Source organism: Paenibacillus sp. J22P90 (assembly GCF_059692195.1).
The window spans coordinates 19,435-41,730 of the sequence record NZ_JCAUAY010000015.1; the positions used below are offsets into that span (position 1 = coordinate 19,435).

Below are 22,296 nucleotides of genomic sequence, written 5' to 3' on the forward strand. Positions count from 1 at the left end.
TTATCATGTCTGGGAGGCAGGGAACGGTCTGTTACCTGCGCTTCCGCCTAGCTGTGCCGGACTTCGAGCCGCCTTTGCGTCTTTTGCCTGTGCCGGATTTCTTACGGCGTTTGCGTTTCGGACGGAAGACTTCTACCTCGTCCGAGGCTACTTTGCCTTTGCCAATGGAGCCTATGAGTGTTTTGACCATAGGTGCCATTTGTTGAAAAGTAGACATGAACTTCTGAACCTTGCCCATCGTGCCGATGATGCCGTCAATACCACCCATCCGCTCGACGAAGCCGGAAATTTGCTTCATATTTAAGCCGCTAAGTGGATTGGAGCTGCCTCCAGCACCACCGCCGCCGCCGCCAAGGAGATTGCTGAGGAAGTTGCCGCCACCACCACCACCGGCATTGCCGCCGCCACCGCCAAATAAACCACCGCCTGCACCGCCACCGCCGCCGCCAAAAAATCCACCACCGGCATTACCGCCAGCAGGAGGGCCGCCGAAGAAACCACCGCCGCCTCCTTCAAAGCCGCCGCCACCGAAGGGATTGCCACCGCCTAAGCCAGGGTATTGACCGAAGCCTTCACCGGGAAGAGTTAAGGCTCTTGTTTCCACTTCAGGACGATTTCCGCCATTACCAATAATTTGTTGTCTTGGGTTGGTCACTAGGATTCACGATCCTTTTTATCAGATTTGTCTCCTACAGGATATGTCACTTGCCTACCTTTGGTATGGACGAATGTCACGGGTGCCCGTATTTTGTTACTATTTAGTCAATTAACGCATAGAAATTTTAACGTTCTGCAATCCTAAAGGCAGGAATTGCTTTGGTCGTGTCGAATGATACACAGGGGCTTAGAGAACCTATGAGCTAACACGCTTTTTGATCGGGAGTTGACAGCAGATGCAATTAAAAAAATTAAATGATAAAGCCATAGACCAGCTTTTTGAAGCTGTACTAACCTTGAAGGATATTGAAGAGTGTTACGTCTTTTTTGACGACTTGTGTACCGTGAATGAAATTCAGTCGCTTTCGCAACGCCTTGAGGTAGCTCGTATGCTGCGCAAGGGATGTACGTATAACCAGATCGAAGCAGAAACAGGAGCTTCTACTGCAACCATTTCTCGGGTCAAAAGATGCCTGAATTATGGGAACGATGGTTACGTGCTGACATTGGATCGTTTAGGTCGTTAAATATTTGCCTGCAAAATCCTGTATTACCTCGTGTAATGCGGGGTTTTTCCTATTTAAACGGGCTTCAAATTGACATAGAGGAACACATTCTGTAGCATAGGAAGATAGGCTTAGTTCGTACGGGTGGGGGAAAAAAGGTATGAGTCAGTATGGTGTGCTTGTCATTAGCCATGGATCCCGTGATGCGGGTTGGGTTCAGCTGGTGGAGGATGCCGTGAATGCGGTTCGGATGCCTGAGAACATGCCCATTTATGCGTCATATCTGGAGCTTGTCGAGGGTAAATTGATACAAGATGGGATAACCAGCTTAGAGGAGCAGGGCGTGACCGATATCATCGTCGTTCCGCTGTTCGTGTCTTCTGGAAGTACACATATTGATGAGATCAGTTATGCGCTAGGAGTTATTGCAGAGCCGCTGCTTGAGACCGACATGGAGCTGATGGATATTCGCGCGCGAATCCACTTCACGTCACCGATTGATGATCATCCGGATATTGCAGCTATTCTTTATGGCAAAATCAAAGAGCTTTCCGTGTCGCCTGATCAGGAGATTCTCCTAGTAGTCGGACACGGAAGTAAGGAAGACGGCTTCCACCAGAAGTGGCGCCAAGGTCTGGAACAGCTCGCGGAGCGGGTGAAGACGCTGGGCGGCTTTGCGGAGGCGGATACAGCGATGCTTTTACCGGATGAACTGGCGGAGAAGATGGCTTGGTGGGCACGCGAAAAGCCGTCGTATAAAGTGATTGTTGCACCGCTTTTTTTAAGTGAAGGGTATTTTACACATAAAGTGATTCCTTCCCGTCTGGAAGGGTTCGATTATCGTTATCATGGACAGGCGCTCTTGCCTAGTCCGCAAATTTCCAAATGGATTGAGGGGCAGATTGCCTCCGTATTCCCATAAAGTGAACAGGGGATGAACTGAGTGGTCAAACGAGCACGATTGATCTATAATCCGACTTCAGGCCGGGAAGAAATGAAAAAAAGATTGCCCGAAATCCTCCAGCGCTTAGAGCGCGGCGGGTTCGAAACATCCGCTCACGCGACGATCGGTGAAGGAGATGCCACACTCGCAGCGGCCGAGGCCGTGAGTCGCGGCTTCGATTTAATTATCGCGGCTGGCGGCGATGGCACGATCTGTGAAGTCGTCAACGGCATGGCCGAAAGAGAAGGCAGGCCGCCGCTGGGTATTTTGCCGCTCGGGACGACGAATGATTTTGCGCGTGCGCTTGGGATCCCCAAGAACTTGGAATATGCCTGCGACCTCATCATTCAGCAGTATACAACCGCTATCGATGTAGGCAAAATCAACAACCGCTACTTCATCAATATCGCCGGCGGCGGCTCGATGACCGAGCTGACATATGAAGTCCCAAGCAAGCTCAAAACCATGATCGGCCAGTTGGCCTATTATATGAAGGGACTCGAGAAGCTGCCTAGGCTGAAGCCAATCGAGCTCTATATCAAAGCAGGCGATCGCGAGATGCATGAAGAAGTCATGCTCTTCCTCGTGGGCAACACCAACTCCGTTGGCGGCTTCGAGAAGTTGGCTCCGGAAGCCAACATTAATGATGGCATGTTTGATGTTATTATTTTGAAAAAATGCAACCTCGCAGAGTTCATTCGTATCGTTACACTCGCGCTCCGCGGCGAGCATTTGAGTGATCCGAACTTGATTTATTTTCAGACGAATCATATCGAAATTAATTCCCCTGACTACGTTCAGTTGAATCTGGATGGGGAGTTCGGCGGGACATTGCCTTGCGTGATGACGAATTTGCAGAGCCATTTGCAGGTGATTGTGGATGAGTCGGGTCAGTCGATTTATAAAAAGAAGTTTCTTGAGGCTTTGACCACGCCGTTTCATTTGAAAGGGCATGGGAATGGGCATGATGAGGGTGAGTAGGATTGGAGCTAAAAGCCAGTTCTCTCACTTGGAAGGTTAAAAGATGAAGTGAGGTTATTATGAAAACAAAAGGGCAATCTGGCTCGGCGCCAGGTAAACATAGAGGTAGTGGCAGGTCGGGTTCGGCGGGAAGACCGGGGAACTCGACAAATAACAGAGGAAAAAAAGAAGTGCCAGCTTGGATGGCAGGCTTGCCTGTGCAGGTCGGGCAGCAATACGAGGCTGAGATCATTGGGATCAGCCATGATGGCGAAGGGGTGGGCCGTGTGAACGGCTTTACCCTTTTTGTCGCGGGGGCGCTGCCGGGTGAGCGTGCGCTTGTCAGAGTAGGACATCTGAAAAAGCAGTATGGGTATGCTACTTTGGTGGAACTTCTTGCAGTGAGTGCGGATCGCATTGCTCCCGACTGTGTGATTTATGATGAGTGCGGCGGCTGTCAGCTGCAGCATTTGAGTTATGAGGCGCAGCTGAAAGTGAAGCGGCAGCAGGTCGTGGATAATTTGGTGCGGATTGGGAAGTTGGCTGTTGCGGGGGAAAACAGCGAAGGAATCGTTGTTCATCCCACGTTGGGGATGACCGATCCGTGGAGATATCGGAACAAGGCTCAGGTTCCTTTTGGGGAAGAGCAAGGCGGCCTCATCGGCGGATTCTATGCGCAGGGCAGCCATCGCATTATTGATATGGAGGCTTGTCTTATCCAACACGAGGCGAACGACGAGGTCGTTGCACGGGTAAAAGAGATCGGCTCGCGCTTAGGAATTCGCGCTTATAGCGAAGAGACAGGGACTGGACTGCTGCGCCATGTCGTCGTCAAAGTCGGCTTCCGCACGGGGGAAGTCATGGTCGTGTTGGTGACCAATGGGACGGAGATTCCGCGTGTGGACGAATGGATTGCTGGCATTCGCGAGGCTCTGCCTGCGGTGAAGAGCATTTGTCATAACATTAATGTGAGACAGACTAATGTTATTTTTGGGGATGAGACGCGCGTCCTGTGGGGCAGCGAGGTCATCTATGACTATATCGGCGAAGTGAAATTTGCAATTTCCGCGCGATCCTTCTTTCAAGTGAACCCCGTCCAGACGGAAGTCTTGTACGGGAAGGCACTTGAGTACGCCGCGTTGACAGGCGGCGAAACGGTTGTCGATGCCTACTGCGGCATCGGCACGATCTCCCTGTTCCTAGCGCAGCGCGCGGGACAGGTGTACGGCGTAGAGATCGTCGAAGAGGCGATCTCGGATGCACGTAAGAATGCCGAGTTAAACGGCATGACGAACGTGCACTTCGAGGCAGGACCCGCCGAGGTCGTCCTGCCGGAGTGGACACGTCAGGGCGTCCGTCCTGACGTCATCGTGGTCGACCCGCCGCGCAAGGGCTGCGACCCGGCGCTGCTGGCGACCATCCTTGAGCTGCGGCCGCGGCGCGTGGTGTACGTGTCGTGCTCCGCATCGACACTCGCGCGCGACCTGCGCGTGCTGGTTGATGGCGGCTACGGCGTCGCGGAGGTGACGCCGGTGGATATGTTCCCGTGGACGACACATATCGAATCTGTATGTCTATTGATATATAAGGGGTTTAAGTGAGAGATTAATTGGGCTGGGAACGTAAGTCATTGCGTCCCCAGTTTTTTATTGTCACTCGAACCTCGAGTAATCATGCCCCGAGAAAGGTACGGATCCCAAAGAGAAATTTTAAAATTACAGCGGGATCTAGATGAGGCAAAGTTCTACAGTGTGGGTTTAACTATGAATTTGTTCACTGGCATGTCGTATTCAACTACGGGCTGACAGAAAAAATGGAAGCTGAACTTGATGCATTTGTAGAATCCTTCGGAGTGATATACACTATTTATACTCCTGCAAGATTAGTATCTTTGATTGAGGATGTTGGAAAAAATCAGGCGTTTTTACAATGCCGTTTGTAATTTCAATAATTAAGTCGTATACCCTCTTGTTTAGTGCATACTCCGTATTTTCTTAGGTAATTGTTTAGCATATTCCATTTCGAGATTAGGCTTCAAATTCTTATCGCCCAACATCTTAAATAGCCATTTGACCTTTACTTCTTCCTTCGCATACTTTTTCAGCATTTCAGTCTGAACAGCGACTAAGGCCTCTAGAAAGCTCCGTTCCTCATTACCTCCTGCAAAACGATTATTAACATATTTATCAAACAGATCAACGACCGGATTATATTCAAAATATCGAACTCGGATTCTTAGGGGAATTTCAAGTGCTTCACAGGGATCATCCCGTCCTTTACTAAACAATTAATGGATTCATTTTAACAAGTACAGGATCAAAAAAAGTTGCCAAATATTTGCTGTTGTATAGCGCGGTCTAACGTTGATATAATCATGAAGTCATTTTGTTTGATCCTCTTTTTATGCAAAGTCCTCCTGGAAACAGGGGGATTTTTTTTCGCGCTGCGCGTGCCCAGAGGTTATAACGCGTCGTTAGCATCGGTTAAGGTGCTCTTATAGTGTTATAGTGTTCGGAATGTTGTCAGTCGTCAATCGGATTTATATCACTGTAACCTAACTACGCCACAAGGTGAATATCGCGTTTGTGTTGTGCGAAATTTCTTTGAATACGAGATTACCGTTATCGTCGATCAGCGACAGTTCCTACCACCTGAATGGAGTTCAATCTTCTTATTTTAAGTCCATACAATCATTCTTTTACTAACTTCTATCTAAAAATGAAATTCCTTCTTTTTATTATTAGATTGCCATTTGTGATGTTGGAACTTTCAGCCCACCTGCTGGCATTTTGTATTAAGATTCGTCGGTAGCGGCGTTAAGGTGAACCTTATCACCAAATGACGCAATTTTTTAAACTCCTTCCATTGAAGGAGTTCAAAGGTCACCTCAAGAAAGAAACTTGCACGTTAATATAAAACTTGTTCAAACTCTTATGAAAGAAGACGATGTTGGGTAATAAGTCAAACGAATTTTTACTTTGTTTGGCGATAGTCGGGACGCAAGCACGATAAAAAGTGTTTATCACAATTGTACAAGTATTGGAAATCGCAAAGGATTCTGAAAGAGATAATATATCACGTAGTATAGCAGAAAGGTTGTAGCTAGAGTGTAAGTGCGACTCATATGGGGAGCGTAACCCTCTTTTAGTTTTCTGTGGGCACAATGAAAATGAAGTTGGTATTTTAATAGTAAAATATTGGGAGATATCAAATGCCGATTTACATTTATTTCATAATGGGCGTATTTGTATTATTTTCATCAGCTATCATGAAAGAAATGCATTATTCAATGTCGTTTACTAAGTCTTTCATCATGGCAGTCATCCTTGGTTTTATTATTAATGTTATACATATAACAATACGCAGAAAACTTGGATATCCAGATCCCAAACCCACTGATAAAAAAGAAAGAAAAACCGGCATTAAAGATTAAATAAATAGGAGGCACCCAAATACCACGTGAACACAAAATTAAATTTATAGATGTTGGATAATTTTAGCATTACACCAAAATCTGCGAGAAGCAGAATATTTGTTTTCAATAATCAGCAAAAGGGTGACTACAGGGGGAATACAACCTTAAATGAGGATACCTTAAATAGGGGGAATACGATATAATGTCGAAAGTATTATGTGATGAGAGGTTAGCATCTAAAACAATACTTTTTTAACACAAGTAAACAGAGTTAAAAACACAAAAAAGTTCCTGGATGCTTTTGTCCAGGAACTTTTTTGTGTTATACTAAATAGAAGAGACCGAATGTATATTCTTATTTTATTGGTGTTGATGCATTAGGAGGTATAACTATGAAATATGGGCAACATGAAACATTCCATTTGAGATTAAATTGGTTGAGAAAAGGCATCAAAATGCTCAAAGAGAATCCTAGATTCTTTTTCGATAAAAATGCCGCTGAAACGATTGGGCTTGGTAAAAACATGGTTCAATCTTTGCGTTTTTGGATGACTGCTACCGAAATAGCTACGGAAACGCGAAATGAAGACAATAAGAGTATCCATATTCTCTCAGGCTTAGGGGAAATAATAAATGCTTACGATCCCTACTTGGAACTTACAGACTCCCTTGCAATTTTACATTATTCTTTAGTCGCTAAAGAGAAAACCGAAGATAAGTTATATATTTGGCATGGTTTTTTTAATGAAATCTCAAGATCCTCTTTGAAAAAAGATGAAATTACTATTGAAGTTGCAAATTGGGCTGCACGCGAAGGGGAGAATACTTCCGAAAAATCTCTTAAGAGAGATGTGGATTGCCTTATTAGATTATATTTTAAAGAGAATAGTCCTAAAGATCCTGAGGATGTAACCCATAGCCCATTTGGGAAATTAGGCTTAATTTCCATCTCTGAAGAAAATCAAAATATCATTTTTAAAAATAACTTACAGTATAAAAGCATTGGGCTCATTGCATTAATGTATAATTTGTTGAAGTATGGTGAGAAACATGAGACGGATAATGTTTCCATAGGGGAAATTGAGAACAAGACAGATTTGTGGGGGAAACTCTATAATTTACAACGATCAGAAATCATAAATGCGCTTGAAAAATTGTCGGAACATGTTTATCATCCTATTCAGTTTCAACGGACAAATAGATTAAATACGGTGTTACTCCCAAAAATAAAAGCAATTGATTTTCTTCAGGAAGAGTATGCAAGAAAGGTCGGAGTGTGACAAATGATCAAAAAAGAGTCTAAATTTCAATCAAGCATTAATATTCGTTTTGATTTAGGTAATGAAGAATTTGTTAACAGGTTTTTTCCGACTCATTCCCATGTAGTACCTTTTCAAGGAGTGCTGCAAGGGCTGAAAGGTGAAAAAAAAGCTCATATTTTGTCTGGACCATATGGATCAGGCAAATCCCTTATAGGAACAATTCTCACTGGAATTGTTTCGAAGAGGTTTGATGATCAGATATTTAAGTTGCTAATAAAAAAGTTTGAGTCAGTTGATGATAAGATTGGTAAATTAATAGACGATGCTGCTAATAGTAGTATTGATTACATCCCTGTAATATTAGAGGGAGATGTTAGTAACCTTCGTATTGCATTGCTTTCTGCTATTAACAAAGCACTGAAGCAAGATGGAATTCACATTATTTTGCCAGGAATGACTACTGAGATCTTAGAAATGGTGAAGATATGGGAAATTGAATTTCCAGAGACTTATTCTCAATTCCAAAGGCTACTGGATCAAAGTAAAGTAGAATTTGCTCAATGGATTCACCAAGTGGAGAACTATAATGAAGAAGCTATAGAATGGTTTGTTGAGAAATATCCAAGTTTGACGTCCGGAGCAACTTTTATACCCCGATTTTCAGGGGAACTAGTTTCCCAAATGAACTTTATATTGGCTGAACTAAATAAGATTGGAAAAGGTCTATTTATTGTTCATGATGAATTCGGAAGATTTTTACAGGCGATAAATAGTAAGGATGTCCATAATGCAATGCAAGATCTCCAAAGACTCGCCGAAATTGCGGATCACAATTCAATTGGGAATGTGAGTTTTTTGTTTATTACTCATAAAAATTTAAGACAATATGCGCATCGGTTTACCGATGAGTTGCAAAAAGAGTTTCAACGAATCGAGAAAAGATTTTCATTGTATAATGTGGAAAGTGATCAGGCTACATTTGTAAGAATCTCTAATCTAGTTACTCAAAATTTTCGTGAGAAATGGAGCAGTAAAGAACACAGTGCTTATCTTTGGGATGGAATAACAAGGTTTGACCTTTTTCCAGAATTATCACAATTTGAAACAACGTCTCTTATTATTGATGGGTGTTATCCAGTGCATCCAATTACTTTGTATTGTATGCCCAAATTAGCTAATATTGTTGCTCAGAATGAGCGAACCTTATTCACTTTTTTAGAAAGCAGCGAAACAAGTGGTCTAAAGAATCACTTTGAAAAATTTAATACTTGGTACACACCTGACATGCTATTTGATTACTTCGAGCCTTCTTTTGATGAATTTGAACATGATTCTATTGTTAAAAAGAGCTATCTTCTGTTTAAAAGATTGCAAAAGCGTTTACTCCCTACGAACTATCTTGGAGATCAGTTGAAAATCTTGAAACTGTTGACATTATGGGACATTTCTAATCTGAATTTACGTATTACTCCTAATCTTGAGCTCATCTCCTTTTCCTTAATGTTAAATCAAGAAGAGGTACAAGCAAGGTTGGAGGAGTTACATAAATTAAAGGTTCTTCGATATTTAAATGATGAGAGCCGTTTCATTCTGTTTGAAGGAAGTATCATTGATGTTACTCAGGAAATAGAAAATAGATTGAAGTCTTCTAGTTCTACTTTGACGCAGAAGCTCGAATTAGCAGAAAAGTTATTAGACAATAAATACTATTTGCCGAAGTTATACAACGATGAAAAAAGTATTACAAGGTTTGCAAAAGTTTCGATCGTTCATTATACAGAAATACACGACGAAAAGTTTATGGATAGAATAAGCGTTGTTGAAGCAGACTTTCATATTCTATATATAATAACAGATAATGATAGTGAGCTTGAAAGAACTAAAACGCAAACCTATTTGCAGTCATCTAAATATCATGATGAAGTGTTTGTGATTTCGAATCAGGCCATAAGTAACTTGCTCAGTAACCTAGAGAAATTGCATGTAGTAGAAAAACTTGAACAGGACAAGGTTTTTCTACTACAGGACCATTTTATATTTGATGAGTTGCAATATATAAAACGCGGAATACTATTTAACATTCGAATGGAGCTAGAACCATATCTAGAGTTCTCAAGTAACTGCGAGTGGATTTTCAAAGGGGAAAAGTTTAATGTTTCAGATGAGCGAGCTTTAAGTAATAAACTTTCAAACATAATGTTTGAGTTGTATCCCTATACACCAGAATTCCGAAATGAAGCATTTAACAGGAGAAATATTGCCAAAGTTCAAGAAAAAAATGCGTATAAGGTAATCGATAAAATTCTCTCTAAGATTAAAACCAATAATAAAGAAGAAGATATTGGGATAAGTGGATTTGGACCAGATTATTTAATTAATGCAACAATCTTGAAAAATCAAAATATTAATCCGCTAAAACCAGAGCTTATTTTAGATGAGTCATTGCTTCAACTACGCAAATATTTGTTGAATGTATTAAAAAAAGAAAGAGGTTCTTTCACAGATTTAATTGCTGTATTTCTGCAGAAACCCTTTGCGATCCGAAAACCACTAATTCCTCTATTATTACCGGCTTTGCTAGGTAAGGAATGGAAATATCTGCTTTTCTATAACAATGGAATGTTTATACAATCTATTACCGGTGAAGGACTATGGAGAATGGTTCAAGAGCCAGGGAACTATAGTTTCGCTTATCAATCAATCGAAGGGAAATACAACACACTTGTTGAAATGATTGAAAAATCTTTCGGAGCTTATATAAATGAGGAAGATAAGGGGCATCAAACATCAGTTTACTTAAGTAAGACTCTAGTACGCTGGTATCAATCACTTCCAAGATTGGCTCGTATAACTAATAAACAAAGTGCTTCATCTAATTTGTTAAGAGAGATTGTCAGGGTAAGTGAAGTGCGCCCCCTTGAAGCTATAGAACAGTTGTATGAATTGATAAATAAAAAAACAGATGAATATGCACTAGTTGCGGCTCGAATAGAAAGTGAGCAATATATTGAAGAGCATAAAAATGTTATAGAAAAAATTATTTTTAATACTGTGGATATTCATAGTTTTGATGATTTAAAAAAGTGGGCAGGAGAACATTCGATAATAGACAAGAAGAAATCAAAATTGCTATTTACACTATTAAATGCAGAGTCTGTCAATTATATTGATAAAATTACTCATGCTTTGGTTGGTGTAAATAGAAACGATTGGTCCGATGCAACAGATGAGGTATTTCAAACAGAACTTATGAATGAATTGTCATTAATCAAAAATCAGGAACGAGAAAAGGATTATATAGAAGTAAACTTTGATAGCGATTCAATTGTTATTCCAAAGTTAGAGCTTTCGACAAAGTCTCGTTTGATTTATGATGATATAAGTAGAAAGCTGAAGTATACTGGTAGAACAGTAACGAAAGATGAATTGTTAGTAGTCCTTTGGCGAATAATGCAAGAAGTCTCAACTGTAGAAGATCTTGCGGATCGTCAAGAAAAGGTGAAGTGAGGAGGCGTATACATGACTAGGAAGCCTGTCCATGTTTCAATGTTTAGCGGTGGAGCTGCTAGTGCTTATGTGGCATATCAGATGGTACAAACATATGGTAAAGAAAACTGCTATTTATTTTTCACAAATACATTGTGGGAAGATGAAGATAATATTAGGTTCATGTATGAAATTGCTGATTATATAGGAATTCCGATTACTGAATACGAAGATGGTCGGACCCCAGAAGAAGTGTTCATAGAGACGAGGTTCTTAGGGAACTCAAGATTAGCTAAATGTTCCTCCGAGTTAAAGGTAAGGCAAACCGTTTATTTTATTGAAGAATTACGCGATCAGGGTCTAGAGCCAACACTATATTTTGGTATAGGTGCACATGAAAACCATCGCGCAGAAAGTATTCGAGCCTTCTATGAACATCAAGCATTAGAGCCGGTGGAAACAAGATTTCCTTTATTAGAATCGAACATTAAAGATATAAATGCAAAAGAAATAATAGAAGAACAGTGGGGAATAAAGCTTCCAAGGATGTATAAATTAGGATTTGCTCATGCCAATTGTGGAGGCAGATGCGTTAGGGGGGGATTCAAGCACTATGCGGATCTATACCGGATCTGGCCACATCAATATAAAGAGCAAGAAGAAATGGAAGAAAAAATGAGAAGTATGCTGGGTGATGTAAGCATACTGAAGGTAAGAGATAATGGTAAGCCCTACACACTTAAGGAATACCGGGAATACCTTGATGCAATCAATCACGGTATTAATCGAGAAGTTGCCGCGGCGGCTTACTCCATAGAAATACCTAAAGAAGACGATGATGTGCCATGTGTGTGTGTGTATTCATAATTAAATTTAAGTTTTCATAAGAGATATCCACACAATAGTAGCAAAGAGGCTGTCTCAAAAGTAACAATATTAGATGTGTTGAAAAGATCCCATCGTTAAAAAAGTGAATATTCGAATGAAAAAGGGAGCTAAGCGGCTTGTTCGTGTTTAGCTCCTTTGCTTTTGGCATCCAATGCTGCTTTCTTCAGCAGATAGTGGGGAAGGGAAAGCCACCCGGCCAGAATGTGCCCGCTCTTCTTGGTTTTCGGCTTCTTCAATGGTGGCAAACAGCGTCTGTATTTTTTCCATATACCGATTGGCATTCGCTTCAATTTTGGTCCCGTCAACAAAGTAGTGCTCAAGTTGAACGTATTTCTCATCCTCTAAAAACTGTAGAACCGCGGTGAACACGGTCTCTAGCACAGCTTTCATTCGTTCGGAACGAAACCGATTGATGGTATGGAAGTCTAGGAGCTGTCTGCCTGCGATCCACATGAATATGATATTTTTTCGCGAACAGCTTTTGCAATTTGGCGGAAGAGTACAAGCGCTTTAAGCGTAAATGATAACATCTTAGGAAGGTAGCTGTCTCGTCTGTCGCCAGGATAAGCAGCGTCGAAGATGGCATCGTCTAGACGGTTTACTGCTGTATTAACAACTCGAACGAGGTGATTGTGGGGAATGTCGTCCTCTAAATCCCATTGGAAGGCAAAGTTGACTCACGGTATATTGAATATACGAAGAAACCGTCTCCTTTAAAAGTGGTGGGGTGGTACCTCCATTTTACCAAAGAGAGGGTGCCCCTCAGTCATTTATATGACTTTTGGGATACCCTCTTTTTGCTGAATTCTGAAAAAACAAAGGAAATATCAATTTAATATCGAATTATCATATTAATCTTACAATAAATAGAGGTGATAAATGATGCTAGATAATATTAGTAAGTTGTTCCTATTGCAAGCCACCTCAAAGCATTCTGTTGTGTCTGAGGCATCATTAAGTAATATTCAAAAAGACCTATATATTGAAACCGATTTGGATAAATATCTGTATGATCTTAGTATAGAAGCTATTAAAAATAAACAAACAAAATTAATAATCCTAACAGGAAATGCAGGCGATGGTAAGTCAGCAGTATTAAGAAAGTTAAGAGATAATTTAGAGTGCGTTATTTCTGAGGATCTACTAAAGATTAATGCGGATGCAACCCAGACAATAACTCCGACAGAGGACTTAATAACTACACTTTTTGCCTTTTACGACACGTTCATAAGTCAGCTGAAAGAAAATATTGCAGGTATCCATATTATTGCTATGAACATAGGTATCGCAATAAAATTATTTAACAGTAGTACGTATAATCAACTTGTTACAAACTCAATCAACGCAAATGAGCATAATAAATTAAAGGAATTATTAGAAAACGATTTGAACTTAGTGCCCGTAGAAAATATATCAGAATTAAGTTACATTTCAAAACAGGTCGAAATAATTAATTTTGATCATAGAGCGTTAGTTCAGTTTTACGAGAATCAGCAGGGAGAATTAGTTGACGAATCTTTTTTTAGAAAAATGATTAATAAGTTAGATAAGTTAGTTGATTATCAGAAGTGCAATAACTGTGATGCTAAATCAAAGTGTCCTACTAACTATAATTTAAATGCAATAAGTGACCCTGTAATTTCTTCTAAAATTGAAAATTTGTTATTTAAAACATACTTATATAATAAAGTGCATTTAACCCCAAGAAATTTATGGGATTTTTTATTTAATATATTAGTGGGGGGCACTAATAAATTTTTAGAATTAAAAGATAAGTATGCAATTGGAGATTGTGACCCATGTGAGTTAATACGAAAAATACCTGACGATGAGTTTAGGAATTTTGTGTTTTATAATAATCTTTTTGAGTCTAATTCAAATAATGTAATATTGAAGTTTATTTCAGACAATGCAAGTAAATTCGACCCATTTTATTTAAACAATAGAGAGCTAGAATTACAAAAGATCTTTCTTGTTGCAAATCCTGATAGATTTATAGAATCATTAATTAATACAAAAAAATTTAGTGAATGGCTAAAAAATGACTTAATTAAATTGCAATTTGAAAATGAAACTAACATTAATAATATGAAGTTACTTGAATCCGTAACAAGATTTACTTATTTCCATTCGAATGATTCTAATAAACTGCCTGACATGATATACAGTGATACATCGCAAGTATTTACACAAAACAATTTCAGAGAATTTATTAATTCATTGAAAAGTGAATATGAACAGATAGTTAATTCAGTAAGTGCAGATTTAGATATTAATTTATTAAAAAACGTCAGGGAATGCATTATCTCAACGTTTGGGGAAAAATCATCAGAGGGTAACACATATTTTAATATTGAAACACTTTCATCTCGAGGCAAAGGAAGGCTCTTAAAGAAATCAAACTTTAGGATACCTAAGGAAACCAGCGGGGAAAATTATCTTATTAAGAAAGAATCTCTAAAGAAGTTAAATTTCTTCCCAAATAATATTACTATAAGAGTAAACAATCAAATAATTGAAGTTGATTATGAGTTATATGAATTAATTGTTCTGAGTAGCCGGGGGTATAATATAACAAGTTTAGACCTCGATAAATTCTATCATCTCCAAGGACTAAGTAAACAAGTGGTAGACAGGGATGAAGATAATGAAATTCTTTTTGAATTAGAAAACCAAATTTATAGGTTTTTTAATAATGAAGATTTATACGTAACAGAGTTTAAGCAATTAACGGGAGGAAACTAATGAGTCCAGTCGCAACAAATTGGAATAGATATATAAACAACCTATACTGGCCTGCTAATACTCAAGCTGATGCACCAGAAAAAATACTATACTTCTTTTTTAGAGATTTATTATCTGAAAAAAAAGACAATAAAAAATTCTGGAAAAATGAGGAACGTAGTGAGTGGGATACCATTTTTCAAGATATTGAAAAGAGTCAGAGTAATAAAAACGGTTGGAAAAAATTCAAGGAATATTACACTGTACTACTTCAGGAAGGAAATGAAGGGTCATATCAATCATCACTGCCGGTCCCTTTTCATGTTCAAATTCCTGTTACTTTCATACCATTTACAATTAATGACAGGGAAATGGAAAACAAAGGGTTTGGTAACAGGTTTTTAATACTCTTATTCGTAAAGGATGGTAAGGTAAATTACGAATTAATAAAAATGCTATGGGACACATTCGAATCCAAAAAAGGGTTAAATTATTATGAAAGTTTTATTATTGAAAGAATTAATAAACTAACTGATATAAAGGCAGAGCTTCGATCTGAAGCTAAAATCAACGAAATTATAACTCGGAATTCATGGGATCTAGCGAGTTTCGTTTGTAAACATCAACCATTGCAGTTTCAGAAGGATTTGGAATATATTTTAAGTTTAGACATTGGCAGAGTGGAAAAAATCAAGTGGATTGAAAATTTAATATATTTCCACTTATCCACACTTATGTTAAGGCTATTTACTGTTGTGGAACATGAATTCAATAATTTTAAACAAATGGGGAACCTATGCTCAGAATGTACAGGTTTAGAAAAATGTATATTTAAAGGAACAATTTTAGTGAAGTCTTCCCTAAGTGGAAACAATAAGGAAACACAATTACTCGCGGAACAATATAATAATATTATGAATCACACTCTTATTAGGGGCTATAGTAGATTAATTGCAATTACAACATTGATTAATATTGCACAAGTAGTTCTAGGAAGTAGTGTTACTACATTTTCGGAACTTAAGGAAGTTATTTTTGGTATTAATCATAGAGATAATTTTCTTGAAACGTTAAATAATTATCTCCAATCGACGGTTTATCCCAAAGTTAAGGATTACACAAATACAAGTGTTGTGTTAAATAAGAATGATAATTATGTAGTTCATTTATATAATATTTTTAATGAATATTATGAAATTAGTGGTTTGAAAAGTCCTGAGAACAGTACTCGTGGTGTTTTTAACAAGCTCGCTGGTGACAAAATGGGATGTAAATATCTACACTTATCAAAAAATCAAAATCACTATTTCCGTTTTGATTCTGAATTCCTTTCTTTTATTACAAATGTTACTTTAGGCAAAGGAAAGCAATTATTGCTAGCTGACTATTGGGAAAAGCTCGCAGAGAAAGGGTTTGCTTTTATCTCACAAAGAGAAAAAGATAATATCGAAAAACAATTACATTCACTCGGACATTTACAGAGAAAATCGGACGCTGGAGAAAGCGAATTTGTGAAAAAGACTATTAGTTAATAGGGGGTGTTTTGGATGTACGAAAATCTTTATGAATATATAGCTCAATCGATTATCAAAAAATGTGAATATTTGCTCTCAACTGTTGACGATCCTGATCAATTTTTAGTCTTTTCTAACGTATTCAATAAATTAGAAGTTGAAAATTCATTAACATTGTATAGTTATGAAAAAAATGAATTTTTAGAAATGAAAGAAGAAGATTTTATATTTGGTGTTTTCAATTCTCTCATCAATAACAAAGATTTAGAAAAAATACCGGTTGAAATTGGTTACAAATATAAAATTCCTACTCTGAACAATAAATTCATTTATCCTTATTATGTTATGGAGGATTCTGGAACTAATTTACCTAACTCTGGAAATAGAGGCTTTGCTGGCAGGCTTCGAGATAATATAGAATGGCGTCAGGATAATGTAATTATCATATTTGATAATAGGCCAATAGCAACGTTAAGTTCAGCTTCTGATACGGAGATTTTAAATAATATATTGGATAAAGACAGAATTAAGAAATCTTTATTTACTAATGATATGCCTGATTGGTACGAGAAATTTGGAAGAAGTATTTTAGACGATCGAAATCATCCACATTCATTAAATATACTTGATAGGCTAAATATACTAATTTCATTGAATAACGAGTTAAACTTAGTGGCGCCGCCGTTATCAATGGTTTCTTTTCTAGAAAAAATGATACAAAAATATCGGTTACCATTATTTTTTTTAGATGACGAAGAAGTTGATTTGGATGAAAACTATAAATTTTTTAACTACGTAAATAATAAGAAACTAGAAAGAAAAGTAATGAATTTTTACAAAGAAGTAAGGCAAAATGTTATTTATGATGCAATACCTAGAAGTATAGGAGAAGAAAATTTCTTTAAACTTTTAAAAACCGAGAGTCTTCATCATTCTGATTTATATCAATATCATGAACTTACATTTAAAACAATTCAATCTATTCTAGAAAAAGGTCAATATTCTGAGTTCATAATCGACTATAGTTTGGATAATAACACTAAAGTGGAGATCATCTCTAAAAGTAAAAAATCCGATATCATTTATATAAATAAAAATCAAGCAACTATACTTAGGGTGAAATTAGGAGGGGCAATCCTTAATATTCCTGGGTGTTTTTTTCATTACTATTACAATGACTTACAAGATCTCAAGACTACTACATCTTTAAACGGTGGTATTATTGATATATCACTAAATAATCAATATCAAGCTATTACAATTGTTATTAATAATAATCAAACGAAAATTAATAGTCCGATATATACTGCTAAAATTTCAATTCAGAATATAACGAATCATACAGTATTCGCACCTGACATTTCTAATAAAGGAATTGAATGGAATAATGATATCTATCCAACGATTACCCTGGAATGCGAAGGTGACGAGGAAAACTTGGATGTATCTTATAAGGTTGTTTCAAATGATGAATGTAAAGCTATACAATGCTTACTAAAAGGAAGAGAAGAAACGCAAGCAAAGATTAAATATGATGTTTATTACAATGATAAATTTATTACAAGAACTTATGTTGCAGAAAAAATAAAAGGATTAATTCCAATAACTAAAGAACATCTATTTCATTTTGTAATAGAACAAGCCTCGCTTGGAGAAAGCATTGATCAAATACTAGATAATGTTCAACTTAATTCTAATGAATACGATAAATTTGTTTATAGAAACGAAACCATTTATCAGAGAGTCAGTCCTGAATTTTTAACTTGGATAAGGACCTATGGTTTTGAGAGTTTCAATAGTTTTTTGGAATTTATTTTAAGTGAAGAGGCAAACTATTTCAAAATAAAGGATAACGGTGACCACGAAGCTATAAATATTATACAAAATACAAGCGAGGAAGAATATCTTCTTAAACTTAGAAGGGATGTAATACAAAAGTATAAAAATTTGTATGCGGATATAAAAACCAAAAAAATTGATTTAATTCAAGAACTCAGTAGATGCATAGAACTTTATTTAAGTTATTACACTGAAATACTACCAAGATACCCGAATATGGTGAAATTAGATTGCATCGAATTAGGCAATTTGCGAGTTTTTAGTATGTTAGCTCCAGTAAATTTGGGCTTTTATCTACAGCTGATTCAGTTAATATCTACTCTAGAAAAAGATGAGTACACAGTATTTAATAAGTATTTGGAAAACCAAATAGATAATTCAGAAATTTTCAAATATGTACGTGCGGAACATGGGTGGTATATATCAAGGGAGTCTCCTGTATTTGCTTGGCTTCTATACGTTCGAGAGGATGATCATAGCCTATTAACCTCAGAGAAGTATTTGAGTGAATTAGTATTTACTAAGTTAAAGCAAATAGAATCATTGTATTACCCTTTATATAGAAAGAAAGATCAAACACTTCATATTGCAGTATTAAATCCGGGTAATGCTAAATTTCTAGTTGAAGGATTAAAAAAGTATATCCATAATTTCAAGAAAATATCAGATGATATTTATTTTCCAAGAATCCATGTTTCTTTATTATATGATGATGATAAAGAGAAAACTAATTATACTGCTTTGGATACATTATTTGAAAACGAACGAGAGAATGATGCGTTAATAAAAAGCTTGTCTTTTACAAAATTAAAGGCTACTGAAATTGAGAATAACATTAACGTCTTTTACCATTTGTTTTTTGTGAAAGATATTTTTAAAGTTACTAAGAATGATAAGAGTATGCAAGGGCAACAAGATAAATATTTTGATACTTTTTTCTCACAAGGATTAGTAAGTCGTCCATTAAAAAATACAATCTATGATTCGGATACTCAAATATCATACGTTTCATATAATAATTATGTAACTGTAGGTGAAGGGTTTTACAGAAAACTATTATCAACGATGAATATGTATTTTGTACAAGCTTTTCAATCACATGTTGAGGAAAACCAGCACCCAATTCGAACTGTTAGGGTCACAACAAAAGATATACCTCAGCTACTTTTTAAAAAGGCATTTATTGTTATATTTTTGGATAGGGAGATTGATATCGATTTATTTAATAAACGTAAAATTAAAGATGTAGAAAGACCATTTTTGTTAGATTACTCAGATTTTGGATCTAATCCAGGTGTATCAAGTCAAAAATTTTTAAGTATAACTACTCAAAAAGGACCATTTGAGGAACTTTTTAATCAATTGTTAGGTTCAGTTATAAATAAAACAGTTAGTATTACTTCTATTGATCGTTTATTTAAAGAAATTAACTTATTAAACGGTTTTTGGGTCCTTGATATATTAAAAAGCGGAAACGACAATAAAATTAAAGGGATATTAGGAACAGTTGCCGCAGCGCGGATATTAAAGAATACTTTAGGAAATAGGACTGATTATTGGAATTTTGTTTTTAGTACAGAAGAAATAATTGGAAAGAAAAGCCAACAAAAAAATGAGGATAATGAAGGTCAAAATGAAGGTCAAAATGAAGGTGTTTATTGTGATGATTTAGCAATCATTTCATTTCCAAAGAATGTGGATAATTACAAACAATTATGTATAACCATAACTACAGCAGAAATAAAAAATTCCTCTTCTGTGGATTATGTTAAAAAGGGTATCGACCAATTAAAAGGAACAATAAAATATTTAGAGCAGCAATATGCAAGTGATTCAAAAGTAACAAAGTTATTCAAGTCACAGGATCTAATATCTTGGCTTATATATCATCGGAATAAGTATCTTGTATTCGACCCAGAATATTTAGGGATTTCAACCGAATATGAAAGTTTGTTTGATATTGATTTGAAACATCTAATCACTAAAATAAATGATAATAAAATTAGCATTAAAATATCAGATGGTGTGTTAATAAATATTAATAATTCAACCATTTCTGCGGATAGATTAGAACTTGATCTTGGTGCTAAATATATTCATGTTAAAGAAGAAGATTATAATCATTCGTTGTTTGAAAATGCTGTATTTAATAAGAAATTATATGATTTATTTAGTAATTATTTAAATTTGTGTACTAGTACTTTGAAAGCTACAGATGAAAACCAAACACAAGATGCTAATCAACAGCTAATTTATGATACCAATGGAAATGGGGATTTACCAGAGGTGAATTCACCAATTATGCCAGATGTAGAGGATCATGAGGTGGAAAACGAAGAGGCAGTAGATACAGAATTAAGTGGTATCAACAATCTAGTAACTTCAGAAACCCCAGATTACAAAATCTTAATGGGTAAAACCGTAACATCTTCAAATCAACAAATTTATTATGATCCAAAAAGAAAAAACCATAATTTATCAAACATGAATATTATGATTACTGGTTCACCGGGGAGAGGGAAAACACAGTTATTAAAATCAATGATGCTTCAACTACGAGAGAAAAACGTTAATTTTTTGGTATTTGATTTTAAGAACGATTTCTCTAGTCCTGAATTTATCAATGCGGGTGGATTTAAATATATTAATTTAGAGAGAAAAGGCTTGCCGTATAATCCTCTAATCCCACCTATCAAGAAGGACAATGGTGAATCATATTATAATGTTCAAGCGCATGTATTTGCGATTGATGGAGTCTTATCTAATGTTTATGGGTTAGGGACTCAACAAGCATCTGCGTTACGTAGATCTTTACGCAACTTGTTGGAGGGCAATGGAGTGCCTTTAGAAAGAGATTTGGCGTTTGATCCTAATATCAAATTTCCTGTACTCGACCAGCTTGAGGATTTATTGCTTGTAGAGAATGAAACTGCCTATAACAGAATGGAGCCTATATTTAGCTTAGGGTTGTTCAGTAATGAATCTAAAGACATTTCTTTGACAGACCTTCTTCAAGACTCATATATACTTAATTTGAGTTCAATCGAGCATGATGTGATAAAGAATGCTGTCACAAAGATGGTAATCATAAATTCGCATCAATACTTAAATACACTTGATCATACTCAAGAAATAAGAAATGTATTTGTGTTTGATGAGGCACACAGAGTGTTAGGTGAAGAGAGATTGATTGATCTAGCTCGTGAATGTCGAGCTTATGGGCTAGCCTTGTGGTTATCATCTCAGTTTCCCTCGGATTACCCGGATTCTGTAAAAGGAACACTTGAGACAAAAATTTTGCATGGAAATGGCTCTGAGTCTGAAAAAATTAAAGAAATAAGAAAAATAACAGGATTTCAGGGTAATGATGAGACTATATCAGGGCTTGACTTATTTGATGCTTTTTTTAGCAATACACATCATCCTTTAACTTTAATTAAGACACTTGCCTATCCACATCTACTTATTCTTAAGCGCCTAGAAAGAGGGAGTATTCCCATAAACGAAGCAATTGAAGGTGTAGAGAGTAGTAGAAAAGATGAGATGGTAAATCATTTAATGAGAATGGGGATTGTACAAATTGATAATGGTTATTTATTTTTAAAAGAATAAAACTAAAGTAGTTTAAGAGCACTTCTAAGTCTTACATGAAGAAATAAGTGGAATTATCCCCTTTTGGTAGACACGAGAAAAGGACATCTTGAAAGATGGACTTATCTTGGTTGACTAGGAGGGGATTTCTCATCAGAACAGAGGAGAATTAGAAATCTCGCCCAGCTTCTCAGCGAATACGGAGGTCTAGAAAAATGTCCGGATCTGTCACCGTGCAGCGCGACTTGATTTCCGGAAAAATATTCGCCGCGGTAGGAAGGGAATAGCTTGGTACAGACATAACGGATATACGTGATAAAAATTTGTTAGTTACAATGGACGATGAACGAGGAGGGCTAGATACGAATGAGGTTGAGCGGGTCATCGAGTAGGTTATGAAACAGGGGAATAAGTTTGAAAAGAACCTAGTGGGTGGATGCCAGGTTCTTTTGCTTTAGAATAAGGTGGGGCTAACCGTAGTACATAAACGGTTAAATTTACGTTGCTGAAT

13 protein-coding genes and 1 pseudogene are annotated in these 22,296 nt (G+C 37.0%); 11 read left to right on the top strand and 3 right to left on the bottom strand.

Features of this window, described 5'->3' with window-relative positions:
- Positions 1–31: 31 nt before the first annotated feature.
- Positions 32–655, bottom strand: a complete 624-nt coding sequence (locus tag AC58UX_RS30640; protein ID WP_497259871.1) for an aminotransferase — start codon at positions 653–655, stop codon at positions 32–34.
- A 238-nt stretch (positions 656–893) separates the two neighbouring features.
- Here AC58UX_RS30640 and AC58UX_RS30645 point away from each other — a divergent pair, with 238 nt between their 5' ends.
- The 4 genes from AC58UX_RS30645 (at position 894) to rlmD (ending at position 4,667) form a co-directional block, all read left to right on the top strand.
- Positions 894–1,184, top strand: coding sequence for a YerC/YecD family TrpR-related protein (locus AC58UX_RS30645; RefSeq protein WP_029198698.1), 291 nt, complete (start codon positions 894–896; stop codon positions 1,182–1,184).
- Between the two features lie 139 nt (positions 1,185–1,323).
- The gene (locus tag AC58UX_RS30650) at positions 1,324–2,085 is read left to right on the top strand and encodes a sirohydrochlorin chelatase (RefSeq protein ID WP_497259872.1); all 762 of its coding nucleotides are present in this window, start codon (positions 1,324–1,326) and stop codon (positions 2,083–2,085) included.
- Positions 2,086–2,157: 72 nt separating this feature from the next.
- A complete protein-coding gene (locus AC58UX_RS30655) occupies positions 2,158–3,087 on the top strand; it encodes a diacylglycerol kinase (RefSeq protein WP_497259920.1) in 930 nt (309 codons plus the stop codon).
- Positions 3,088–3,269: 182 nt separating this feature from the next.
- Positions 3,270–4,667 carry a 23S rRNA (uracil(1939)-C(5))-methyltransferase RlmD gene (gene rlmD, locus AC58UX_RS30660; RefSeq protein ID WP_497259873.1) on the top strand — a complete coding sequence of 466 codons (1,398 nt, stop codon included), beginning with the start codon at positions 3,270–3,272 and terminating at the stop codon, positions 4,665–4,667.
- A gap of 371 nt (positions 4,668–5,038) precedes the next feature.
- Here the strand turns inward: rlmD and AC58UX_RS30665 are convergent, their stop codons facing one another.
- Entirely contained in the window at positions 5,039–5,353 is a 315-nt protein-coding gene (locus AC58UX_RS30665) for a hypothetical protein (RefSeq protein ID WP_497259874.1), read from the bottom strand.
- 924 nt (positions 5,354–6,277) lie between these two features.
- Here AC58UX_RS30665 and AC58UX_RS30670 point away from each other — a divergent pair.
- The 4 genes from AC58UX_RS30670 (at position 6,278) to AC58UX_RS30685 (ending at position 12,096) form a co-directional block, all read left to right on the top strand.
- Entirely contained in the window at positions 6,278–6,499 is a 222-nt protein-coding gene (locus tag AC58UX_RS30670) for a hypothetical protein (protein ID WP_497259875.1), read from the top strand.
- Between the two features lie 374 nt (positions 6,500–6,873).
- Entirely contained in the window at positions 6,874–7,761 is an 888-nt protein-coding gene (locus AC58UX_RS30675; RefSeq protein WP_497259876.1) for a DUF4007 family protein, read from the top strand.
- A gap of 3 nt (positions 7,762–7,764) precedes the next feature.
- A complete protein-coding gene (locus AC58UX_RS30680; RefSeq protein ID WP_497259877.1) occupies positions 7,765–11,250 on the top strand; it encodes a hypothetical protein in 3,486 nt (1,161 codons plus the stop codon).
- A 12-nt stretch (positions 11,251–11,262) separates the two neighbouring features.
- Positions 11,263–12,096, top strand: coding sequence for a hypothetical protein (locus AC58UX_RS30685; protein WP_497259878.1), 834 nt, complete (start codon positions 11,263–11,265; stop codon positions 12,094–12,096).
- 213 nt (positions 12,097–12,309) lie between these two features.
- Here AC58UX_RS30685 and AC58UX_RS30690 read toward each other — a convergent pair.
- A pseudogene (locus tag AC58UX_RS30690) lies at positions 12,310–12,777 on the bottom strand (transposase); the annotation flags it as partial.
- 222 nt (positions 12,778–12,999) lie between these two features.
- On the opposite strand from AC58UX_RS30690, the gene AC58UX_RS30695 reads away from it, so the two are divergent.
- The 3 genes from AC58UX_RS30695 to AC58UX_RS30705 are packed head-to-tail and all read left to right on the top strand — an operon-like array spanning position 13,000 to position 21,806.
- A complete protein-coding gene (locus AC58UX_RS30695) occupies positions 13,000–14,862 on the top strand; it encodes a hypothetical protein (protein ID WP_497259879.1) in 1,863 nt (620 codons plus the stop codon).
- The gene (gene dptG, locus AC58UX_RS30700; protein ID WP_497259880.1) at positions 14,862–16,373 is read left to right on the top strand and encodes a DNA phosphorothioation-dependent restriction protein DptG; all 1,512 of its coding nucleotides are present in this window, start codon (positions 14,862–14,864) and stop codon (positions 16,371–16,373) included. Before AC58UX_RS30695 ends, dptG begins: the two co-directional genes overlap by 1 nt.
- A 15-nt stretch (positions 16,374–16,388) precedes the next feature.
- Positions 16,389–21,806 carry an ATP-binding protein gene (locus tag AC58UX_RS30705; RefSeq protein WP_497259881.1) on the top strand — a complete coding sequence of 1,806 codons (5,418 nt, stop codon included), beginning with the start codon at positions 16,389–16,391 and terminating at the stop codon, positions 21,804–21,806.
- Positions 21,807–22,296 lie beyond the last annotated feature (490 nt).

Bases quoted from the DNA above. Each gene is read 5' to 3' on its own strand.
- AC58UX_RS30645 (WP_029198698.1), top strand. From the start codon at position 894: ATGCAATTAAAAAAATTAAATGATAAAGCCATAGACCAGCTTTTTGAA.
- AC58UX_RS30650 (WP_497259872.1), top strand. From the start codon at position 1,324: ATGAGTCAGTATGGTGTGCTTGTCATTAGCCATGGATCCCGTGATGCG.
- AC58UX_RS30655 (WP_497259920.1), top strand. From the start codon at position 2,158: ATGAAAAAAAGATTGCCCGAAATCCTCCAGCGCTTAGAGCGCGGCGGG.
- rlmD (WP_497259873.1), top strand. From the start codon at position 3,270: ATGGCAGGCTTGCCTGTGCAGGTCGGGCAGCAATACGAGGCTGAGATC.
- AC58UX_RS30670 (WP_497259875.1), top strand. From the start codon at position 6,278: ATGCCGATTTACATTTATTTCATAATGGGCGTATTTGTATTATTTTCA.
- AC58UX_RS30675 (WP_497259876.1), top strand. From the start codon at position 6,874: ATGAAATATGGGCAACATGAAACATTCCATTTGAGATTAAATTGGTTG.
- AC58UX_RS30680 (WP_497259877.1), top strand. From the start codon at position 7,765: ATGATCAAAAAAGAGTCTAAATTTCAATCAAGCATTAATATTCGTTTT.
- AC58UX_RS30685 (WP_497259878.1), top strand. From the start codon at position 11,263: ATGACTAGGAAGCCTGTCCATGTTTCAATGTTTAGCGGTGGAGCTGCT.
- AC58UX_RS30695 (WP_497259879.1), top strand. From the start codon at position 13,000: ATGCTAGATAATATTAGTAAGTTGTTCCTATTGCAAGCCACCTCAAAG.
- dptG (WP_497259880.1), top strand. From the start codon at position 14,862: ATGAGTCCAGTCGCAACAAATTGGAATAGATATATAAACAACCTATAC.
- AC58UX_RS30705 (WP_497259881.1), top strand. From the start codon at position 16,389: ATGTACGAAAATCTTTATGAATATATAGCTCAATCGATTATCAAAAAA.